The organism is Clostridium sp. AWRP, from assembly GCF_004006395.2.
Classification (GTDB): Bacteria; Bacillota; Clostridia; order Clostridiales; family Clostridiaceae; genus Clostridium_B.
On the sequence record NZ_CP029758.2, the window covers coordinates 838,579 to 861,656 of the forward strand.

The window sequence follows — 23,078 nt, forward strand, 5'->3', positions numbered from 1 at the left end:
TTGATAGACATATTTACCTTTGAAAAAAATTTAGAAAAGGGAGATTTGAGAAATTGTTACTTGTTTTGTGGTATAGATGAACTACTTATAAAAGAAAATATAAAAGCTTTAATTAAAAAAGTTATAAATCCTAATTTTATGGATTTAAATTATATGAAATTTGATGGAAGTTCCATTGAGAGTTTTAATCCTGTAATAAATGCCTGTGAGACATTGCCCTTTATGAGTGAAAAAAAAGTTGTGCTTGTATATAGAGCTTCTTTTTTTGGTGAAGATAAAAATAAATTGTCCACTGAATTTAAGACTATACACAGTTACTTAAAAAACTTACCTAAACACTGTATTTTAATATTTTACTATGTATTTAAAAGTAAAAGAGATAAACCAGGAAGAAAAATATATAGTGTTGACAAGGACATTTGTGTTGTAAAAACTGATAAAGTAAAGGGAAAACAGCTGGAAAATAAAGTCCAAGAATTTTTCTATGAGCGTGGAAAAGATATAAAAAAATTAGATTTAAGGATATTCTGCAGCCTTATGAACGAAAATAATTTGAGCATAATAGAAAATGAAGTAGAAAAATTGTGCTGTTACACTTATGGAAGAAATATAGAGAGAGAAGACATGAAAAAGATGTTTTTAAGAAGCGGTGATGAGGATATATTTGATTTGGTAAATGCAATATCTGATAAAAAGATAAAAGACGCACTTTACATGTTAAATGAACTCATGTATAAAGGGTATAAAATAAGTTATATTTTATCTATGGTAGAGAGACAATTCAACCTTCTTTTTAAAATAAAAATGTGCTTGGAAGAGAGAATAACCAAAGAAGAAATTATGAAAGAGTTAAACATAAAATCAGAATATGGTTACAGCATTATGGTAAAACAGAGTAAAAAGTTTACAATAAATCAACTAAAAAAAGCAGTGACATTGTGTTTGAATACAGAAAAAAGAATAAAGAGTTTATCTATAGATGAGAAAACTGAAATGGAACTTTTGATAATAAATACAATTGCATAATAAATAACCGGTTAAAACCGGTTTATTTATTATGCAGTTAATTTATTTAACTTAAAAGCTAATTTAGATTTATTTCTTGATGCTTTATTTTTGTGGATTATACCTTTTGATTCAGCCATATCTAAAGCTTTTACAGCTGCTGTAAAATTAACTTTAGCTTCTTCTACGTTTTTAGTTTCAACAGAAGCTAAGAATTTTTTTATAGTAGTCTTTAATGAAGACTTTATAATTTTATTTCTAAGTGTTTTTGTTTCAATAACTTTTATTCTTTTTTTTGCTGATTTTATATTTGCCATGCTTTCACCCCCTTATTAGTTTTATAGACCTCAACAGCGTTGGGGAAACTTGCTAATGGGTCATTCTATTTAACAAATGATATTATAGCATTAAATTTCAACTACTTCAAGTAGAAAATCTTCATTAATTGTGCATTGTAAATTGTGCATTGTGAATTGTGAATTGAATTAGTGTTGGTATATTGAGTATGAAAACAGCTAATAATAAACTTATCAATTATTTTAAAGTCCTATCAAGTGATTCTTAGACTTAGGTGGAGTTTGCTTAAGAGGAATACATCTCTCCATCTAAGTTTTAGAAGAACTTATCCAGGGGCATACTAGCCGTTATACACAGCATAAGAACTCTAAATTGCTGAAATTCAAGAGTTCTAATATCTCCCACCTGAAGTGGATGGAGTGTTACGGATAGTAGCCATCGGATAAAAATAAAAGTTGAATTAGGAGCGGATAATATGTTTAGTGTGAGAACTGATTTAGCGGTAGAGGCAAGAGAAGTATGTAGAAAAGAAAGAGGAGAAGAAGTTCCAGGTGTAGAGACAGAGGAAAAAATTGAAGATGACATAAAAATAACATATGTGAACATAGTAGATGACGTAGGAGAGAAGGTTATGGGAAAGCCAAAGGGATCTTATATAACTATAGATATGCCTAAGTTTACCCACTACGATGGTGAAATCAGAGATAAGGTAAGTAAAGTAGTTGGAAAAGTATTATCAGGAGTAATAAAAATAGAAGATAGCGCTGCGGTATTAGTTGTAGGATTGGGAAATTGGAATATAACTCCAGATTCACTGGGACCTAAAGTTGTTTCCAAATTAATGGTAACAAGGCATTTAAAGCAGCTTGTGCCAGACAAAATAGATGAAGGTATAAGGCCAGTATGTGTTATATCTCCTGGAGTGCTAGGAATTACGGGAATTGAGACAGGAGAAATTATAAGGGGAGTTTGTGAAAAGGTAAAGCCAGATTTAATAGTATGTATAGATGCACTGGCATCCAGAAAAATGGATAGGGTAAATTCAACAATACAAATAGGTAATACAGGGATATCTCCGGGTTCGGGGATAGGAAACAGAAGAATGGAATTGAGTCAGAAGACCTTAGGAGTTCCTGTAATAGCAATAGGAGTCCCTACGGTAGTAGATGCGGCTACTATGGCTAATGATACTATTGATTTGCTTTTGGATGACCTTATAAATAAAAGTAAATGCGGAAGCGAATTTTATAAAATGTTAAAATCTGTGGATAAGGATGAAAAACAAGGAGTTATACAAGAGATAATGGAACCTTATGGGGAAAATATTATAGTGACTCCTAAAGATGTGGATTTAGTAATGGATTCAATTTCGAAAATAATTGCAGGTGGTATAAACATAGCACTTCAGCCTGCTCTTGATTTAGAGGATATAAATACTTATTTAAATTAATTTACATTTGTGATAATTTTAATTTCCTTTTCATATAAATTAACAGTATTAAATTTACATGAGAGGGGGGAATTGCTTTAAGAAATTTTAAAGCAGTCAAATATTGAATTACAGAAGATTTAATTTTAAAGGTGATCCTAAATTAGAAATGTGTATTTTAATGTTAACGGTAATACTAGTTATCATTTTGCCCTGCATAGCAAAGGCCAATTCATACAGCAGCAATGTAAAGAGAAATATGTTTTATGTTGAAGTCTTAAACTATGCTATGCCAACAGTAAAGACTACTTCTTTTTCTGAAGATGATATGGCAGAAAATTGTTTTTCTATAGGGAACACTATTTTGAAGACTGTAGGATTAGATATAAATAACCCAAAATCTCTTTTAGGAAGAGAGGTGGCTTTTTTAGGACTAGGTTATTCAAAAAATGAAGATATAAGTTTTAATGAGTTTAAGTTAGATGACAAACAGATTAAAAAAAATGGAAGTACGTCTAAATCAAATACTCAAAATGATTTGAATTTGGAAAATAGAGATGTAACTGTGTATAATCCAAAACTTAAAAAAACTTTAGACGTGAGTAAACCTGAGGTACTAATATATCATACCCATACTACGGAAAGCTATAAGCCAGGTGCTGCAAATAGTTTTGATACTACTCAAAATGTATGTGCAGTAGGAGATGTGATAGTAAATGAACTTCAAAATAACTATGGTATATCTGCAATAAATGATAAAACAGTGCATGATGCAGAAGCTTATACCCAAAGTTATTCCAGATCAGCTGTAACACTTGACAAGTATTTAAAAAAGTATGGTGATTTTAAGCTTATAATAGATTTACACAGAGATTCTGTAGATGATAAAAAATCAGTTACAGCCAGGATGAATGGAGAAAATATATCTAAATTTATGTTAGTTATGGCCAGAAAAAATCCTCACTTTGATAAGAACATGGCTATGGCAAATTCTATAATAAATACTTCAAATAAGCTATTTCCAGGACTTTGCAAGGGAGTTTGTTACTATAATTATGGAACAAGGTACTTTAATCAGGATAAGAGCAACAATGCAATATTAATGGAGATTGGGGCAGATATAAACACTTCAGATGAATCCAAAGCCACAGGTAAATATGTTGCTAGAATAATAGCAGAGGTACTTAATAATAAGTGATAAATTTAAAAGTTTTTGTATAAAATTAGTAAAAATGTTCATCCTTATAATAGAAACTTTATGGGTTTAAATCTAGTTTCTATGTGGGGTGATTTTTTTTGAGTAAAAAAGGTATTAGAGTTGTAATAATATTTTGTATTATGATAGTCCTTTTCGGATTTGTGACTATAACAGCAGGATTGCCTAAATATATAAAAGATAAATCTAATTTTAAAATAAATTATACTGTTTCTCCCTTTGATTTTACAGTTGATGTAGGGGAGTATTCACTATGTTTAAATAATAAAATAGTTTATAATTTTGAAAACGGATCTAAACAAGTTATAAATATAGTGGGAGAAAAAGTACATTCAGGTACTTCTTATATTATAAATAAAATTTCAGAGACATTTAAAAATCTAGAAAGTAAGCTTCCTAAATAATGTACTTTTCACTGCATATTTGTTATGATATAATTTACTGTAGTTATTCGTACAGAAAAGCTAGAGATTAATTAAGTAATTGAATCTTTTAACTTTTCATAGGTATTGGAGGAAAATAGTATGCAGAGCGAAAGACAAAAACATATAAGAAATTTTTCTATAGTTGCTCATATAGACCATGGTAAATCTACACTTGCAGATAGATTAATTGAAAAGACAGGAACTCTTACTGAGAGGGAGATGGACTCCCAGGTACTTGATAATATGGATTTGGAAAAAGAAAGAGGAATAACTATAAAGTCTCAGGCTGTTAGACTTATATATAAAAGGCCTTCAGGAGAAGAGTATATACTAAATCTTATAGATACACCAGGACATGTAGATTTTAACTATGAGGTTTCAAGAAGCTTGGCAGCCTGTGAAGGGGCTATTTTAGTTGTGGATGCAACTCAGGGCATACAAGCACAAACCCTTGCAAATTGTTATTTGGCACTGGATCATGATTTAGAGATTGTTCCTGTAATAAATAAAATAGATTTGCCAAGTGCAAGGCCTGAAGAGGTAAAAAATGAGATAGAAGATGTTATAGGAATAGAAGCATCTGATGCACCAACAGTTTCTGCAAAAACTGGACTAAATATAGAACAGGTTTTAGAGGCAATAGTAAGCAAAGTGCCAGCTCCTGAGGGAGATGAGAATGCACCCTTAAAAGCTCTTATATTTGATTCAAATTATGATAGCTATAGAGGAGTAGTTTGTCATATAAGAGTAATGGAAGGCGTAATAAAACCTGGAATGAAGATAAAACTTATGGTTACAGGAAAAGTGTATGAAGTTACGGAAACAGGAATTTTTGTTCCTAATTTTATGCCAAGAGACGGACTTAAAGCAGGAGATGTAGGATACTTTACTGCATCCATTAAAAATGTAAGAGATGCACGTGTGGGAGATACAGTAACTGAAGCTTCTAGAGAAGCCAAAGAACCCTTGAAGGGATACAGACCTGTTGTTTCGATGGTATATAGTGGTATATATCCCGTAGATGGAGCAAAGTATGGTGAGCTTAAAGATGCACTGGAAAAGCTTCAGGTAAATGATGCAGCATTGTGCTTTGAACCAGAAACTTCTATAGCATTAGGGTTTGGATTTAGATGTGGATTTTTAGGACTTTTGCATATGGATGTTATACAGGAGAGGGTAGAAAGAGAATTTAACCTTGACATAATAACTACAGCTCCTTCTGTTATATATAAGATTGGAAAAACAGATGGTACTGTAATAGAACTTACAAATCCAACAAATATGCCCGAAGCTTCAGAAATAAAGTATATGGAGGAACCTATAGTAAAGGCATCAATAATAACGCCTTCTGAGTATGTGGGAGCAGTTATGGAACTTTCTCAAAATCGAAGGGGAACTTTTAAAGATATGCAGTATATAGAAACTACCAGAGTTTCTTTAAATTATGAAATTCCACTAAATGAAATAATATATGACTTTTTTGATGTATTAAAATCTAGAACAAGGGGTTATGCTTCACTTGACTATGAGTTAAAAGGATATAAAGCTGCTGAATTAGTAAAGCTTGACATACTTTTAAACGGAGAAGTGGTAGATGCATTGTCCATGATTGTTCCAGAAGAGAGAGCTTATGAAAGAGGAAGAGGTATAGCAGAAAGATTAAAGGAAATAATCCCAAGGCAGCTTTTTGAAATACCAATACAGGCAGCGGTAGGTGGAAAAATTATAGCAAGGGAAACAGTTAAGGCTATGAGAAAAGATGTACTTGCAAAATGTTATGGAGGAGATATATCAAGAAAGAAAAAACTTCTTGAAAAACAAAAAGAAGGAAAGAAGAGAATGAGGCAGGTTGGCTCCGTAGAAATTCCTCAGGAAGCATTCATGGCAATACTTAAAACTGAGGATTAGCATATAACAGGAAATTTGTTAAGAAAGTAGGAGTTTGGAAGTGGTTTTATGCAAGATAAAAATGTAGATGTTAAAAAGGCTGTGGCTCTATATATACACATACCATTCTGTAAAAAAAAGTGCCTTTATTGTGATTTCCCATCTTATAGTGGGAAAGAAAAACTTATGGTAAGTTATACAAAAGCACTAGCTAAAGATATAGAATCTATAGGAGATAGAAAAATAAGAACTATATTTATAGGTGGGGGGACTCCCACCTATTTATCATTAGAATCCTGGAATAACATATATGAAGCATTAAAGAAAATAAATGCAGAGGATAATTTAGAATTTACAGTGGAAGGTAATCCGGGTACATTTACAGAAGACAAATTCAAAGTTTTAAGGAAGCTGGGAGTAAATAGACTTAGTATAGGTCTTCAGGCTTGGCAAAATTCTATACTTAAATGTATAGGAAGAATTCATACTTTAGAAGATTTTTTAAAGACATATGACATGGCAAGAAAATTTAAATTTTCAAATATAAACATAGATCTTATGTTTGGACTTCCAGGTCAGACAATAGAAGATTGGAAAGAATCATTGCAAAATGTAGTTAAGTTGAATCCAGAACATATATCTTGTTATAGTCTTATAGTGGAAAAAGGTACTCCATTTTACAATGCACATCAATTAAAAAACTTGAATTTGCCTGGAGAAGAACAAGAAAGACAGATGTATTATTTCACACTTGATTTTTTGTCTAAAATAGGATATGAACAATATGAAATATCCAATTTTTCAAAGAAAGATAGAAAATGCAAACATAATTTAATTTATTGGAACATGGAGGAATATATAGGCTGTGGGGCAGGTGCCCATTCTTATGTAGATGGTTATAGGTATAGAAATACCCCAAATATAGAAGAATATATTTTACAGGGAAATTTGAACCAGTTTTTAAGATTAGATAAACATAAAAATTCTATCTGTGACAGTATGGAGGAATTTGTATTTATGGGTCTTAGAAAAATAGATGGAATTTCTACAGAAGATTTCTATAGGAGATTTAACAAGAATATTTATTCTGTATATGGGGATGTAATTGAAAAGTACATAAAGATGGGTATTTTAATAAAAGAGGGACATATGCTGTACTTAAGCAAAAGAGGAATAGAAGTATCTAACAGTGTAATGTGTGATTTTATATTGACATAATTTCAAGTGAGCTAGATATTTTAAGTAAATCTGAGAAACCTCAATGAATTCTATTTTAAATTATAAAAAACATATTATTTACCTTTAAAATATAGTTATATAGTATTGACAAAAAAAATTATGAGTGATATTTTTTAATCATAGCAATTAGCACTCAACAACAATGAGTGCTAATAAAGAGGTGATATTATGGAAATGGATGAAAGAAAAATAAAAATACTTCAGGCAATAGTAAATGATTATATAAATACTGCTGAGCCTGTTGGATCCAGAACCATAGCTAAAAAATATAATTTAGGTGTAAGTTCAGCTACTATAAGAAATGAAATGGCGGATCTGGAGGAAATGGGTTATTTAGAACAACTTCACAGTTCTTCAGGAAGGATACCTTCCAATAATGGATACAGGTTGTATGTTGACAAATTGATGCAGATACCCAATTTGAGCCAAGAAGAAATGTATATAATAAAATCACAGATTATAGATGCAGCTTTATTTGAGGTGGATAAAATATTAAAGCAGGCTGTTTGTCTTTTATCGGAGCTCACCAAACTTACTTCTATAGTTAGAGCACCTTCAGTTAAAAGGGGTTATATAAAGCATGTACAGTTAATAAACATTGAATCAAGCACCAATATATTATTGGTACTTATAATTGATAGTGGTATTATAAAGAACAATTTGATAAAGGTAGGAAAAACTATTTCAGATGATACTCTTGTTAAATTAAGTAATATGCTAAACATCAGATTAAAGAATTTAAGTGCTGAACAGATAAATTTAGAAGTTATAAATAATTTAAAAAATGATTTCCAAGGATATGAAGACATATTCAATAATATAATTTCTGCATTGTATGATAGTCTAAATAGTGTAGATAATTCCAATATATATACCCAGGGGGCTACAAATATTTTTAATTATCCGGAATATAAGGATATAGAAAAGGCAAGAGAATTTTTATCTATGATGGATAATAAAGATAAAGTTAGCAGCTTACTGAACAGTAATTCAAATATTTCAGTAAAAATTGGTAAGGAAAATTATACAGAAGGTGCAGAAGATTGCAGTGTTGTATCTGCTGTTTACAGTTTGAATGAAAGACCTATAGGTGAAATTGGAGTCATAGGACCTACAAGGATACCTTATTCTAAAGTCATATCGATACTTGCAAATGTAGTAAAGGAAATGAATTATATTTTAAGTAATGCCTATTCTGATGAAAAATAGAATAAATTTTGTAAAATAGGTATAAATGTTAGATTGGAGGAAGTATTTAAATGTTAAAGGATAAAGGTGATAATGTAAAAGACCTTAATGAAGAATGTGAAAATGATTCAGAAAATGAAAAAAAAGATAAAGATAATGAAAGTGTAGATGAAAGCACAGAGGATAATTCAGAAGAGGAATTAGAAGAAACAGAAGATAAAGAGATAAATTTCATGGGAGAATTGAAAAAAGAAAATTCTAAATTAAAAGATGAAAATAAAAAGGTCATAAATGAATTGGATTCTATTAAAGATAGACTTGCAAGAGTTATGGCAGAGTATGATAACTTTAGAAAAAGAACTGTTAAAGAGAAGGACAATATTTATTCTGATGCTTGTAAGGATATATTAAAAGAAGTTTTACCAGTATTAGATAATTTGGAAAGGGCAGTAAATGTAGAAGGAAATGCAGAAGATTTGAAAAAAGGTATAGAGATGACAATGAAACAATTTAATGATGCCCTTTCAAAATTAAATGTAGAGGAAATTCCTTGCGAAGGAGAATTTGATCCAAATCTACATAATGCAGTTATGCATATAGAAGATGATAAATATGATAAAAATTCTATAGTAGAAGTATTGCAAAAAGGATATAAAAGAGAAGACAAAATAATCAGATACAGCATGGTTAAAGTAGCAAATTAAGTTTAAAACATACAAATTAAATTTGTTTGAATTAAATATATGTAAGATAATTTTAAGGCAGTTAAATTTAGGAGGTAAGTTAATATGTCAAAAATAATAGGTATTGATTTAGGAACAACTAATTCATGTGTTGCAGTTATGGAAGGTGGAGATCCTGCAGTTATAGCAAATTCAGAAGGAGCAAGAACAACTCCATCAGTAGTATCATTTCAGGCAAATGGAGAAAGATTGGTAGGTCAAGTTGCCAAAAGGCAGGCAATAACAAATCCTGATAAGACAATAATGTCAATAAAAAGACAAATGGGAACAAACCATAAAGTAAATATAGATGGAAAAGATTATACACCACAGGAGATATCTGCAATGATACTTCAAAAAATAAAGGCAGATGCTGAAGCTTATTTAGGAGAAACTGTAACTGAAGCAGTTATAACAGTACCAGCATATTTTAACGATAGTCAGAGACAGGCAACTAAAGATGCAGGTAAGATTGCAGGATTAAATGTACGTAGAATAATAAATGAACCAACAGCTGCATCACTTGCTTATGGACTTGATAAAACTGATACAAGTCAAAAGATATTTGTATATGACTTAGGTGGAGGTACTTTTGATGTATCCATACTAGAACTTGGAGATGGAGTATTTGAAGTTAAAGCTACAAATGGTGATACTCATCTAGGTGGAGATGACTTTGACCAGAAAGTTATGGACTATATAGCAGAAGATTTCAAAGCTAAGAATGGTATAGACTTAAGAAATGATAAAATGGCACTTCAAAGATTAAAAGAAGCAGCTGAAAAAGCAAAAATTGAACTATCAGCATCTACTCAAACAAATATAAACTTACCATTTATTACAGCAGATGCAACTGGTCCAAAACATATAGATATGAATTTGACAAGAGCAAAATTTAATGAGTTGACTCAAGATCTAGTTGAAAGAACAATTGAACCTATGAGAAAAGCATTAAATGATGCAGGACTTACAATAAATGATATAAATAAGATTATATTAGTTGGTGGTTCTACAAGAATACCAGCTGTTCAGGAAGCAGTTAAGAATTTTACTGGTAAGGATCCATCAAAGGGAGTTAACCCTGATGAATGTGTAGCTGTAGGAGCTGCAATTCAGGCTGGAGTTTTAACTGGAGATGTAAAAGATGTATTACTCCTTGATGTTACACCTCTTACACTTGGAATTGAAACTTTAGGAGGAGTTGCCACTCCACTTATTGATAGAAATACTACAGTACCAACTAAGAAGAGTCAGGTATTTTCAACTGCAGCAGATGGCCAGACTTCAGTTGAAATTCACGTAGTTCAAGGTGAAAGAAAGATGGCTGCTGATAATAAAACTCTTGGAAGATTTACACTTTCAGGAATAGCTCCAGCTCCAAGGGGAATTCCTCAAATTGAAGTTACATTTGACATAGATGCCAACGGTATAGTAAATGTATCTGCTAAAGATAAAGGAACAGGAAAAGAAGCTAATATAACAATTACGGCTTCAACTAATTTAAGTGATGATGAAATAAACAAGGCAGTAGATGAAGCTAAGAAGTTTGAAGAACAGGATAAAAAGAGAAAAGAATCCATAGATATAAAAAATAATGCAGATCAATCTGTATATCAGACGGAAAAGACATTAAAGGATTTGGGAGATAAGGTATCAGCTGAAGATAAGAAAACTGTAGAGGAAAAAATTGAAGCTTTAAAGAAGATAAAGGATGGAGAAGATTTAGAGGCAATAAAGAAAGCTACTGAAGATTTAACTCAAACTTTCTATGGAATTACATCTAAAATATATAGTCAAAATGCTCAAGCAGGACAAAATCCAGGAGCAGATCCCAATATGGGAGCAGGACAAAATCCAGGAGCAGGAGCAGGTTCTCAAGGCTCATCAGAAAAAAAAGATGACAATGTAGTTGATGCAGATTATAAAGTAGATGATGATAAATAATATTTCCTCTTCACGATTATATAATAAGTGTGTATAATGGTAATAGTTAAGGGATGAGTTTTTATACTCTTCCCTTAATTTAAGTAGAGAACCCAAATCTTTGATTTGGTGTGAATCACTTAATCATTTGACCAAAAGGAGAAGGAGTTACACAAATTTAGAACCCAAATCTTCGATTTGGCGTGAATCACTTACTCATTTGACCAAGGGGAGAAGGAGTTACGGAAATTAGAACCCAAATCTTTGATTTGGTGTGAATCACTTACTCATTCGACCAAAAGGAGAAGGAGTTACACAAATTAGAACTCAAAATTTAGTTTAATGAAAATATTTTAGGTGGTGAAAAGTAAAAAATGGCACAGAAGGACTATTATGAAGTACTTGGACTTGAAAAAGGTGCAAGTGATGAAGATATAAAAAAATCATTTAGAAAATTAGCATTGAAATACCACCCAGATAGGAATCCCAACGATAAAAAAGCTGAAGAAAAATTTAAGGAAATAAATGAAGCTTATCAAGTACTCTCAGATCCTCAGAAAAAGGCACAGTATGATCAGTTTGGAACAACTGACTTCAATGGCGGCGGTGATGCAGGCTTTGGAGGCTTTGGAGGTTTTGATTTTTCAGATATGGGAGGCTTTGGAGATATATTCGATTCTTTCTTTGGTGGAGGAGGAGGATTTGGCTCTAGCAGCAGAAGAAGAAATGCGCCACAAAAAGGAGCAGATCTTGAATATACTCTAAATTTGGCTTTTGAAGAAGCTGTTTTTGGAGTAGAAAAGGAAATAAATATAGCTAGAAACGAAAAATGTGAAGCTTGTGGTGGAACAGGAGCTAAAAAAGGAACACAGCCCCATACTTGTGATAAATGCGGTGGAACAGGGCAGATGAGAACTCAGAGAAATACACCCCTTGGAAGTTTTGTAAGTATGAGTACTTGTGATAAATGTGGTGGAAAAGGAACTATAATAAAAGATCCTTGTCCAGAATGCAGGGGAAAAGGTGCAGTAAGAAAACATAGAAAGATAAAAGTGAGGGTTCCAGCAGGAGTAGATAATGGAAATATAATTCCATTAAGGGGACAAGGAGAAAGTGGAAAGAATGGTGGACAGTCAGGAGATCTTTATGTAAATATAAGGGTTTCATCTCATTCTAAGTTTAAGAGAAAGGGATTTGATATATATACAGATACACATATAAGTTTTGGTAAAGCTTCCCTTGGAACTAGTTTAAAAGTTGCAACTATAGATGGGGATGTAAAGTATGATGTACCATCAGGAACTCAATCAGGAACTGTGTTTAGGCTTAAAGGTAAGGGTGTCCCTAGGGTTAATGGCCATGGTAGAGGTGATCAATACGTAAATGTAATTGTTGATGTACCTAAGGATTTAAATGAAAAGCAGAAAGAAGCTATTATAATGCTTATGGAAGCAAGTGGAGAAGTACCTGCAGGAGAAAGTGGAAAAAAATCTATCTTTGATAAACTTAAACATCACCACTAATATAATTAATAATTAAGCACATGGAATTATAGAGCTTCTAAGCAAAAAATAAACTTATACTCCGGATATTTTTTACAACCTTCAGCTCGTTAAATATTTTGATAAGGCTAAGAAAAAAATTTTGAAAAATACTGAGAACTTTTGAAAACTCGTGCCTCAAACAATTGAAAAGTTCTAGATTTTTCAAAAATTTTTCACTAAGCCTTATATACAAAATATTTAAAAGAGCTTCATTATTGTAAAAATATGCCTGCGTATAAGTTGATTTTTAAGTTAGAAAACCTATATAGGATTTCCAATTGAAGTTTAAACTTATTAAAGTCTTTAACGTGATGAAATTTGTCATTATATAATGTGATATAAGTCAACTTTCAAATTAGAAACTCTATAGTATCAATGAATCTTACTTAGTGGGAAAAGCAGAGAACTTAAATCTTTGATTTAAAATGAATCGATTTCTCTTTAGAGTTTTGTTTCTCCCACTAAGTTTAGATGAATTATCTAGGGGCGTAGCTACTGTTATCTTCCACTTTGATAGAAGTGGGAGCGTTACAAGTAGGTAGCCATCAGATAAAATTTTGTATAGGAGGAAACCTATGGACAAAGAATGGATAGAAGTCTCAATTACTACTAGCAGTGAGGCAGTAGAGGCGGTTTCAGGAATACTTTACAATACTGAAGTTAAAGGTGTATCTATAGAAGATTCTCAGGATGTAGAATTTAAAAAAAAGCATCCAGAAGATTGGGATTATTTTGATGAAAGCTTGCTCAAAATAAAAGATGGAACAGCAGTAGTAAAAGGATATTATAGGCAAGATAAGAACTTAAATGGATATTTAAAATACATAAAAGATAGCATAAATAACTTAGAAAGTTTTGGCATAGATAAAGGAAAAGGTTTAATTACAGTATCTAAAGTAAATGAAGAAGACTGGGAGAATAAGTGGAAAGAGTACTATAAGCCTTATAAAGTTGGAAAAAATATAGTAGTAAAACCAATATGGGAGAATTATGAAGCAAAAAAAGATGATATAATAGTAGAACTTGATCCAGGTATGGCTTTCGGTACTGGCACTCATGAAACTACAAAAATGTGCATAAAGGCATTAGAAAAATATATTAAACCTGAATATACTGTATTTGACATAGGAACTGGTTCAGGTATACTAGCAATAACTTCTTCAAAACTTGGAGCAAAACAAGTTACAGGAGTGGATTTGGATCCTGTAGCTGTAAAATCTGCGTCAACAAATGTTGGATATAACCATATTAAAAATGTAAACATACTTCACGGAGATCTTATGGATGTAGTTAAAGGCAAGGCGAATATCGTAGTTGCCAATATAATTGCAGATGTTATAATTTTTTTAGCTGATGGAGTTAAGAATTTTATGCTTCCAGGAGGAGTTTTTATATGCTCCGGTATAATATTAGAGAGAAAAGAAGAGGTAGTTGATAAATTAAATAAAACAGGATTTAAAATAGAAGAAATAAATGAAGATGGAGAATGGGTGTGCATAGTAGCATCAGTGAAATAGGTGGTATGTTATGAATAAATTTTTTGTGCCTCAGGAAGATATAAATTTTAATACAGCCTATATTAGGGGCGAAGATGTAAAACATATACGAAAAGTACTTAGACTTAAATGTGGAGACAAGATAAACATAAATAACTGTAATGGAAAAGAATTTTTAGGTGCTATAGAGAAAATAGATAAAGATGAAGTTGTGGTAAATATTATAGAAGAACTTACTCTATATAACGAAAGTAAGATTAAAATTTATCTTTTTCAAGGGTTACCTAAGTCCGGTAAAATGGATTTAATAGTACAGAAGGCTGTTGAACTTGGAGTTTATGAAATTACCCCTGTTGTTACAAGTAGAGTTGTTGTAAAAAACGATTCAGGAGAATTTAAAAAGGTAGATAGATGGAATAAAATTGCTAAGGAAGCTTGTAAGCAGTGTAAGAGAAGCATAATTCCTAAGGTTAATGTTCCAATTAGTTTCAAAGAACTTTTAAGTGAAGGGGAATGTATGAATCTTATAGTGGTTCCCTATGAAAATGAAAGTAATGTAGGTATAAAAAAAATAGTAAATTCTATAAAAGATAAAAGTAATTTAGAGAAAATAGCTATTGTGATAGGACCTGAAGGTGGATTTGAAGAACAAGAAATAGATGAACTTAAAAATATAAACTCTCATATAGTTACATTAGGGCCAAGAATACTTAGAACTGAAACGGCAGGTTTTGTATGCATATCGCTTATCATGTATGAATTAGGAGATTTAGGAGGTCTTTACTAGGTGAATTCAATTAATGAAAAAAAATTTGATTTAACCCTTGATAACAAAGAATTCTTTAATGCTTATGGAAGAAATAAAAAGGTAGGTATGTCTACTTTAGGATGTAGGGTAAATCAGTATGAAACTGAAGCTATGGCTGAAAAATTTATACAAGAGGGATATGATATTGTAGACTTTGAAGATTATGCAGATGTGTATGTAGTAAATACTTGTACTGTAACCAATATGGGAGATAAAAAATCTAGACAGATGATACATAGGGCTAGGAAAAAAAATAATAATGCTGTAATTGCTGTAGTAGGGTGTTATTCTCAAATTGCACCAGACAAAGTATCGGAAATAGAAGGGGTAGATGTAGTCCTAGGAACTAGAAATAAAGGAGACGTAGTATATTGGGTAAGTAGGGTCTCTTATGAAGGAAAAAAAATAGTCAAAGTAAATGACGTATTGAAAAATAAAACATTTGAAGACTTAAAAATAGATGAATACCAAAAGAGAACGAGAGCTTTTTTAAAAATTCAAGATGGGTGTAATAGATTTTGTTCTTATTGTGCAATACCTTTTGCCAGGGGAGCTGTGTGCAGTAAGTCTCCAGATAAAATAATTGAGGAAGTAGAGAAATTATCTCATAATAATTTTAAAGAGATTATACTTTCAGGTATACATATTGCATCTTATGGTACAGATATAGATGGAGACTGGAATCTTTTAAGAATATTGCAGGAAATAGATAAAGTAAAAGGCATCGATAGAGTTAGAATTGGATCTATAGATCCTCAATTTTTTACAGAAGGCGTTATAGAGAAAATATCAAAATTAGAAAAATTATGTCCTCATTTTCATCTTTCACTTCAAAGTGGGTGCGATGAAACTTTAAAGAGAATGAACAGGAGATATACCACTTCAGAATATGAAAAAATAGTATATGATATAAGAAGTGCCATAGAAAATGCATCTATAACTACAGATATCATAGTTGGGTTCCCTGGAGAAACAGAAGAAGAATTTAATAAAACTTACGACTTTTTAAATAGAATAGCTCTTTCCAAGATGCATGTATTTAAATACAGCAGGAGAAGTGGGACTAAAGCTGCAGATATGCCTGGACAGGTAGATGGTAAAACTAAGGATGAAAGAAGTAGTAAGATATTGGAGCTAGATGAAAAATTAGAAAAGAAGTTTATGAATGAGTTTTTGGGATATAATATGGATGTACTCTATGAACAAGAAACTCACAATAATGGAATATGCTATGAAGGCTATACACCAAATTATATAAAGGTAATAACAAAGTGTGAAAAAGATTTAGATTTGGAAGGAAAAATCTTATGTACACAACTTGAAAGTACAAAAGATGGATATATAGAAGGAAAATTAAAAAAATTTATTTGACTTTAGCAGGATTTTATCATTAATTATTGAATATTATACTGTTAAGGGAGGTGAAATTTATGGAAGACTGTATTTTTTGCAAGATAATAAAAGGTGAGATTCCATCTGAAAAAATATATGAAGATGATATGGTACTAAGTTTTAAAGATATAGAACCAGCTGCACCGGTACATGTACTTATAATACCTAAGAAACATATAGGAAGTATAAATGATCTTACCGAAGATGATTCTAAAATAATTGCTCATATATATTTAGTTGCAAAACAGATTGCAACTAAACTTGGTATAGATGAAAAAGGATATAGAATTGTAACTAACTGTGGAGAAGAGGCAGGACAGACAGTACATCATGTTCATTTTCATTTATTAGGCGGTAGATCGTTTGCATGGCCTCCGGGCTAAAATTTAGAACAATTTAAGAGTTATGAAATTGTTGACAGTATCGAAAGGTTTATTGTATAATGGCTATGTGCTATTTGACCCATGTTAACTGTATTTGATTTTTTAAATTGAATTGAGCTAGCGGAGGGAGGGAGATAATATGTCAGAAATAAAAGTTGGAGAAAATGAAACTATAGAAAGTGCATTGAGAAGATTTAAGAGAAAATGTGCTAGAGCTGGTGTTCTTTCAGAAGTTAGAAAAAGAGAACACTATGAAAAACCAAGTGTAAAGAGAAAGAAAAAATCAGAAGCTGCAAGAAAGAGAAAATTTAAATAGAATTCTTTGAAAGAGGGTATTAACTGGTAATGTCTCTTAAAGAAAGATTGCAAGAAGACTGGAAGAATGCTTTAAAATCTGGAGACAAATTTAAAGCAAACACTATAAGTATGGCTAAAGCGGCTGTTTTGTTGGTAGAAAAAACTGATGGAAAAAAACTTGATGATGAGAAAATTATAGATATAATAGCAAAAGAAGTCAAAGAGAGGCGCGAATCTATACTTGAATTTGAAAAAGGGAAAAGGCAGGATCTAGTTGAAAAAGCAAAATCTGAAATAGATATCTTGTTGGAATACCTTCCTCAGCAGTTAAGTAAAGAGGAAATTTCCGAAATTATTCGGAATGCAGTTAATGAAGTGGGTGCAGAAAGTATTAAAGATATGAAAAAGGTTATGGCAATTGTTATGCCTAAAACTAGGGGCAGAGCAGATGGCAAACTTGTAAGTCAAATAGTAAAAGAACATTTAAATTAAATGAGTAAAAGGTTGAGATTGTATCTCAACCTTTTTTTACTTCCGGTGTGCCTCAAAGATTGTAATTATATATCTAATAAACTTAGGAACTTTCTGTAATTTATTATATACATATCTCATAAATTATTAGGAGTAAGCTAATATATATAAATTCTTAGAGGTGATACTATGGGAGACAAGATATATAATGCAAAACGGAATATTGCAGATAAACTGGATTTGCCCGGAGATATAATATTAAATATGCCCCAAATCAAAATTACAGGAGATAATGAAATAATAATTGAAAATCATAGAGGTATTATAGCATTTGATGAAAGTCAAATAAAAGTTAATTCAGGTATAGGATTGATATCCATATATGGAAGTAGGTTTGAAGTGCTTTTTATGGGGGGAAGCACTATAACTATAGGAGGAAGATTTACATCTATAGTCTATGAAGGAAACAAGTAAATTTAGTTTTAAAAACTATAGAAGCGGAATAATTTTATTGGAAATACAATCCCTTATACCTGAAAAATTTATTAACGTTATGTGGAAAAATAATATCTACATAAAAAATATTAAAAAGAAAAGTATTACAACTATGACTTTGGAGATAAATTTAAGAGATTATGATAAGATAGAGAATATAGCAAGAAGAACTGGAACTAGAATAAAGATAATAAATAGAAGGGGCCCTATATTTTTTGTAATTAAGCTTAAGAGAAAAATAACTTTAGTATCCGGAATAATTTTATTTATAGGAACAATATATTATTTATCTACTTTTATATGGAGTGTAAAAATAAATTCTGAAGAAGGATTGCCTCCTTATATAATAAGACAGCAGCTTAAATCTTATGGAGTAAAGCCAGGTATTAACAAAAATAAAATAGATGTATATAAAATAGAAAAAGATTTAGTAAAAGATAATGATAATATAATGTGGGCGAAGGTGAGGGTACAGGGTTCTGAATTAAATGTAAGTGTAGTTCAGAGAAAATCACCTCCTAATATAGTTGAAGAAAACACTCCTTGTAATTTAATAGCTAAAAGGGATGGAAAAGTTGTAAGGGCATATACCACTAAAGGAACTGTTGTTGTAAAAATAGGGGATGATGTAAAAAAGGGACAGTTACTTGTAAAAGGTGAACAAGGATTAGAAGGATCAACCTACAGTGTTCATGCTGCAGGATATATTATATGCACGACTACCTATGATGCATCTGAAACTGTAAAAGTAAATAATATAAAAAATGAAAGAACAGGTAAGAAAATAGAAAATTATTATATTAATTTCATGGGAAAGAAACAGTATCTAAAAAAAGATAATAATAAATTTAATAAATATGATAAAATAGAGGAAAGTAAATTCATCTTTGGAAAAGAGACTTATTTTGAAGTTAAACAAGTTACAGTAAAAGGAAATCTTCAGAAAATAGTAAAAGACACTGGAGAAAAACTTTACAATAATATATCTTGCAATTTGGATAAGTCTATAAAAATTGTAAATAAGGTAGTTACTTATGAAGGTCAGGACCCTTGCAAGGTTAAAGTACAAGTTACAGCAGAAGAAAACATAGCCATTCCAGATACAATTACAAATTAGGGGTAAAATATAACTAAAGATTATATCAATGAATCTTACTTAGTGGGAAAAGCAGATATCCCAAATCTTCCATTTGGTGATAGTCGCTTTCTCTTTAGAGTTTTTGTTTCTCCCACTAAGTTTAGATGAATTATCTAGGGGTGTAGCTACTGTTATCTCCCACTTTGATAGAAAAGCAGATATCTCATTTGATTTGGTGATAGTCGCTTTCACAGAGTGCGTGGGAGTGTTACAGTAGGTAGCCATCAGATAAAGAAGTTACGTATAAAATGAAGAATAAAGGGTGAGCTTAATTGAAAAAACTATCATTAAAAAAGGTTTTTTTACAAGAAAAAGTTAATAAAATAATTGTTTTTATGATAAGTTTTATATTTATTTATTCGCTACTTGTAACTGGACTAACGACAAAAAAATATAACTTGAAGGAAGGAGATATTGCCAAAGTCGATATAAAAGCACCAAGGGAAGTTAAGGATGAATTATCCACAGAAACGCGCATTCGACAGGCAGAGGATTCTGTACCAATTCAATACAATAAAAAACCTGAAGTGAAAACTGGAGTTATCAGTAAATTAAATAGTTTTTTTTCTAAAATAGATCAGGTAAATAGCTCACAATTGGAAGAAAAGGATAAAATACAAAAATTAAAAAGTGCAGATAATATAGGATTAGCAGATGATGATTATCAGGATATAATAAAGTTGAATAAAGATGAATTAAAACAGCTTCAGGATTTTTTGCAAAAATCTCTCTCAGATATGTATGATAACAATAATATAAGTGACAATACGCAAAGGGATAATAGAGAAGATATAAAAAAGGCTCAGGAAATTATATTGCTGAAAGTCAGTACCTCTAATAGTTTGTCAAAAAATTTAAAGGACATAGCTACTAAAATAGGATATTCTCAAATTTCACCAAATTTCTTTTATGATAAAGATAAAACAGAAGAACTTAGAAAAGAAGCTGTAAAAAAAGTCTCACCAGTTATAATAAAAAAGGATCAAATTATAGTAAAAGAAGGCGAACCTGTAACAAAATATCAAATAGAAGTATTAAGAGACTTAGGACTTCTAAATAATAGTTCACATTTTCAATGGCACATTTATATTTCATTAGGTGTACTGATTCTTTTAGTATTGGTATTGGAATGGACATATTTTTTCATATATTGTCCTAAAATATATAATGACTTAAAAATGCTTATAATGGTTAATATATTGAGTTTATTAGCTATATTGATGGCTAGAACCATTGGTATAATTTCTACGTTCTTAATACCACTTACATTTGTACCTATGATAGTGTCACTTCTTGTTGGAAAAAAAGTTTCACTAGTAATAAGTACTATTAATTGTGTTTTAATAAGTGTGGCTGTACAATTTAGTCTGGATATAACAGTGTTAGCTGTGGTAAATGCTGTAGTAGGAGCTATTATCCTTAAAAAGATGCAGCAGAGAATGGATATATTATTTTCATGTTTATATATGACAGTTATAAATGTTATACTTACTTTTTCAATGGGATTTTTAATTAGTGATAATATGGTAGACGTAGTTGAAAAGGCAATATATATTGGAATTTCAACTATAATTTCTGGAATTTTAGTTATAGGTTTTTTGCCTCTTTTTGAAGGAGTATTTAATATAGTTACAACTATAAAACTTTTAGAACTATCTAATCCTAATAATCCACTTCTAAAGAGGTTGCTCATGGAGGCACCGGGAAGTTATCATCATAGTCTACTAGTTGGAAATTTAGCAGAAGTAGCAGCAGAAGAAGTAGGTGGAAATCCACTTTTAGCCAGAGTAGCGGCTTATTATCATGATATAGGTAAAATAAGAAGACCTTATTTTTTCAAAGAAAACCAACTGGGAAAAGATAATCCTCATAACAAGTTAACTCCTAGCTTAAGTGCTTTAATAATAATATCTCATGTTAAAGACGGAATTGAAATGGCTGGGGAGTATAAGCTTCCTAAAATAATAATAGATGCGATACAGCAGCATCACGGCACATCACTTGTAAAATATTTTTATGTTACTATGAAAAATTCAAGTGAAAAACCAGAGAACGTGAAAGAGGATGATTTTAGATACCCAGGGCCAATACCTGAGACTAAAGAATCAGGTATAATAATGTTAGCAGATGGTGTAGAAGCCGCTGTAAGATCAATAAATGATCCAACTGAGGATAAAATTGAGAAAATGGTAGATAACATAATTAAAGACAGATTAGATGAAGGACAGCTTAATAATTGTGAGCTTACTTTAAAAGATATAGGAAAAATAGAAGTTGCATTTATAAAAGCGTTAAAGGGAATATATCACCATAGAATAGAATATCCTGAGGATAAATTTTCTCAAAAATCTATCAATCAATTAAAAAGTTCTACTTAAAGTAGAACTTTTGCATACTAAATTTGGAGGAACATAAATGATTTTTATAGATAATAGACAAAATAAAATAGAAGTAACACAGGAGTTAGAAGAAAATATAAAAGGTGTAATACAATGTGCTTTAAAAGAAGAGAATGTAAATATTCCTTGTGAAATAAGTGTTATTTTTATAGATAATGAAGAGATAAAAAATATAAATAGGGAGAATAGAAACATAGATAAGGTAACTGATGTATTATCTTTTCCAATGTTAGAGTATCCAGAAGGCAGCGTATTTAAACAAGTATATGAAAATTATGAATTTGAAGAAAGCGATATGGATGATGGAAATTTAGTATTAGGTGATATAGCACTTTCTCTTGAAAAAGCAGAAGAACAGGCTCAGGAATTTGGGCATTCATTTTTAAGGGAAGCTTGTTATTTAACAGTACATTCAGTACTTCACCTTTTAGGATATGATCATATGGAAGAAAATGATAAAAAGATTATGAGGCAGAGGGAAGAGAAAATTTTAAGCGGAGTTAAACTGTAATAATCTATATAAGTTAAAATTATATAAAATGGGGAATAGAAATGAAGGTTAAAAAGCTATTGGATAGTTTTAACTATGCTATTGAAGGTATAATATATTCTGTAAGAACTCAGAGAAATATGAAAATACATATGATAGCAGCTCTTTTAGTATTAGTTATATGCTTTATTTATGATTTAAGCAAAATGGAGATATTAGCCGTAATAATAACTATAAGTATTGTTATTATTACGGAACTTTTTAATACAGCTGTAGAATCTGCTATAGATGCTACTATAAACTACTATCATCCACTTGCTAAAATTGCTAAAAATGTGGCTGCTGGTGGAGTACTAATGGCTGCTGCAAATGCTGTTGTGGTAGGATATATAATATTTTGGGATAAACTAAAGTATATTAATTTTATAGTCATGAGAAAGGTAAAAAGCACAAATCCTTATGTAATATTTATAATACTCGTAATTGTATTTATAACTACAATAATTATAAAGGCAATTTTTGGCGAAGGAACTCCATTAAAAGGAGGAATGCCAAGTGGTCATAGTACCATAGCTTTTTCTATAGCTACTACTATAGCACTTATATCAGAGCAATTAGCCGTGGTAATATTAAGTTATCTTTTGGCATTTATAGTGGCGCAAAGCAGGGTGGATTCAGATACTCATTCAGTTATAGAAGTAGTTTGTGGAGGAGCATTTGGTGTTTTAATAACTGTATTTCTTTTTAGAGTATTTGGTTAAAATGAGAATTTAAATATTATATTTATATGTTTTTTAGGGGAATAATATGAATTATGTAGACAAGTAATTTTAG

Annotated in this window: 22 protein-coding genes; 21 read left to right on the plus strand and 1 reads right to left on the minus strand. The window is 30.9% G+C overall.

All coding sequences use genetic code 11. The features are described from left to right. The gene (gene holA, locus DMR38_RS03760; RefSeq protein ID WP_127720059.1) at positions 1-1,026 is read left to right on the plus strand and encodes a DNA polymerase III subunit delta; all 1,026 of its coding nucleotides are present in this window, start codon (positions 1-3) and stop codon (positions 1,024-1,026) included. A 29-nt stretch (positions 1,027-1,055) separates the two neighbouring features. On the opposite strand, the gene rpsT is transcribed toward holA, so the two are convergent. Continuing rightward, entirely contained in the window at positions 1,056-1,322 is a 267-nt protein-coding gene (gene rpsT / locus DMR38_RS03765) for a 30S ribosomal protein S20 (RefSeq protein ID WP_013237456.1), read from the minus strand. Positions 1,323-1,777: 455 nt separating this feature from the next. Between rpsT and gpr the strand changes: the two genes are divergently transcribed. From gpr to DMR38_RS03865, 20 genes are all read left to right on the plus strand, one after another. Further along, on the plus strand, positions 1,778-2,752 hold the full coding sequence (gene gpr / locus DMR38_RS03770) for a GPR endopeptidase (protein ID WP_127720060.1): 975 nt from the start codon (positions 1,778-1,780) through the stop codon (positions 2,750-2,752). Positions 2,753-2,900: 148 nt separating this feature from the next. After that, the gene (locus DMR38_RS03775) at positions 2,901-3,929 is read left to right on the plus strand and encodes a stage II sporulation protein P (RefSeq protein ID WP_127723891.1); all 1,029 of its coding nucleotides are present in this window, start codon (positions 2,901-2,903) and stop codon (positions 3,927-3,929) included. 98 nt (positions 3,930-4,027) lie between these two features. Beyond that, complete coding sequence (locus DMR38_RS03780) at positions 4,028-4,351, plus strand: hypothetical protein (protein ID WP_127720061.1); 324 nt, start codon at positions 4,028-4,030, stop codon at positions 4,349-4,351. Between the two features lie 120 nt (positions 4,352-4,471). Continuing rightward, positions 4,472-6,280, plus strand: a complete 1,809-nt coding sequence (lepA, locus tag DMR38_RS03785) for a translation elongation factor 4 (protein ID WP_127720062.1) — start codon at positions 4,472-4,474, stop codon at positions 6,278-6,280. 48 nt (positions 6,281-6,328) lie between these two features. After that, a complete protein-coding gene (gene hemW / locus DMR38_RS03790) occupies positions 6,329-7,477 on the plus strand; it encodes a radical SAM family heme chaperone HemW (protein ID WP_127720063.1) in 1,149 nt (382 codons plus the stop codon). Positions 7,478-7,666: 189 nt separating this feature from the next. Beyond that, positions 7,667-8,707, plus strand: a complete 1,041-nt coding sequence (gene hrcA / locus DMR38_RS03795; protein WP_127720064.1) for a heat-inducible transcriptional repressor HrcA — start codon at positions 7,667-7,669, stop codon at positions 8,705-8,707. 50 nt (positions 8,708-8,757) lie between these two features. Continuing rightward, complete coding sequence (gene grpE / locus DMR38_RS03800; protein ID WP_127720065.1) at positions 8,758-9,390, plus strand: nucleotide exchange factor GrpE; 633 nt, start codon at positions 8,758-8,760, stop codon at positions 9,388-9,390. A gap of 84 nt (positions 9,391-9,474) precedes the next feature. After that, positions 9,475-11,352, plus strand: a complete 1,878-nt coding sequence (gene dnaK / locus DMR38_RS03805; protein WP_127720066.1) for a molecular chaperone DnaK — start codon at positions 9,475-9,477, stop codon at positions 11,350-11,352. A 353-nt stretch (positions 11,353-11,705) separates the two neighbouring features. Beyond that, positions 11,706-12,854 (plus strand): molecular chaperone DnaJ, encoded by a 1,149-nt coding sequence (gene dnaJ, locus DMR38_RS03810; RefSeq protein WP_127720067.1) that lies wholly within the window; start codon positions 11,706-11,708, stop codon positions 12,852-12,854. Positions 12,855-13,450: 596 nt separating this feature from the next. Then, positions 13,451-14,392 (plus strand): 50S ribosomal protein L11 methyltransferase, encoded by a 942-nt coding sequence (prmA, locus tag DMR38_RS03815; RefSeq protein WP_127720068.1) that lies wholly within the window; start codon positions 13,451-13,453, stop codon positions 14,390-14,392. Between the two features lie 10 nt (positions 14,393-14,402). Further along, positions 14,403-15,158, plus strand: coding sequence for a 16S rRNA (uracil(1498)-N(3))-methyltransferase (locus DMR38_RS03820; protein WP_127720069.1), 756 nt, complete (start codon positions 14,403-14,405; stop codon positions 15,156-15,158). 87 nt (positions 15,159-15,245) lie between these two features. Beyond that, a complete protein-coding gene (mtaB, locus tag DMR38_RS03825; protein ID WP_175413108.1) occupies positions 15,246-16,550 on the plus strand; it encodes a tRNA (N(6)-L-threonylcarbamoyladenosine(37)-C(2))-methylthiotransferase MtaB in 1,305 nt (434 codons plus the stop codon). 59 nt (positions 16,551-16,609) lie between these two features. Further along, positions 16,610-16,954, plus strand: coding sequence for a histidine triad nucleotide-binding protein (locus DMR38_RS03830; protein ID WP_127720071.1), 345 nt, complete (start codon positions 16,610-16,612; stop codon positions 16,952-16,954). Positions 16,955-17,093: 139 nt separating this feature from the next. Next, positions 17,094-17,270: a 30S ribosomal protein S21 gene (gene rpsU / locus DMR38_RS03835; protein ID WP_007061146.1), complete on the plus strand. Its 177-nt coding sequence runs from the start codon at positions 17,094-17,096 to the stop codon at positions 17,268-17,270. 29 nt (positions 17,271-17,299) lie between these two features. Then, the gene (locus DMR38_RS03840; RefSeq protein ID WP_013237470.1) at positions 17,300-17,743 is read left to right on the plus strand and encodes a GatB/YqeY domain-containing protein; all 444 of its coding nucleotides are present in this window, start codon (positions 17,300-17,302) and stop codon (positions 17,741-17,743) included. 168 nt (positions 17,744-17,911) lie between these two features. Next, a complete protein-coding gene (gene yqfC / locus DMR38_RS03845; protein ID WP_127720072.1) occupies positions 17,912-18,196 on the plus strand; it encodes a sporulation protein YqfC in 285 nt (94 codons plus the stop codon). After that, positions 18,180-19,334 (plus strand): sporulation protein YqfD, encoded by a 1,155-nt coding sequence (gene yqfD / locus DMR38_RS03850; RefSeq protein ID WP_127720073.1) that lies wholly within the window; start codon positions 18,180-18,182, stop codon positions 19,332-19,334. The genes yqfC and yqfD overlap by 17 nt, the downstream gene beginning before the upstream one ends. A 293-nt stretch (positions 19,335-19,627) precedes the next feature. After that, positions 19,628-21,733 carry an HD family phosphohydrolase gene (locus DMR38_RS03855; RefSeq protein WP_127720074.1) on the plus strand — a complete coding sequence of 702 codons (2,106 nt, stop codon included), beginning with the start codon at positions 19,628-19,630 and terminating at the stop codon, positions 21,731-21,733. Between the two features lie 37 nt (positions 21,734-21,770). Continuing rightward, the gene (ybeY, locus tag DMR38_RS03860) at positions 21,771-22,265 is read left to right on the plus strand and encodes an rRNA maturation RNase YbeY (protein ID WP_127720075.1); all 495 of its coding nucleotides are present in this window, start codon (positions 21,771-21,773) and stop codon (positions 22,263-22,265) included. Between the two features lie 41 nt (positions 22,266-22,306). Continuing rightward, positions 22,307-23,005, plus strand: coding sequence for a diacylglycerol kinase (locus DMR38_RS03865; protein ID WP_127720076.1), 699 nt, complete (start codon positions 22,307-22,309; stop codon positions 23,003-23,005). The last annotated feature ends 73 nt before the right edge of the window (positions 23,006-23,078 follow it).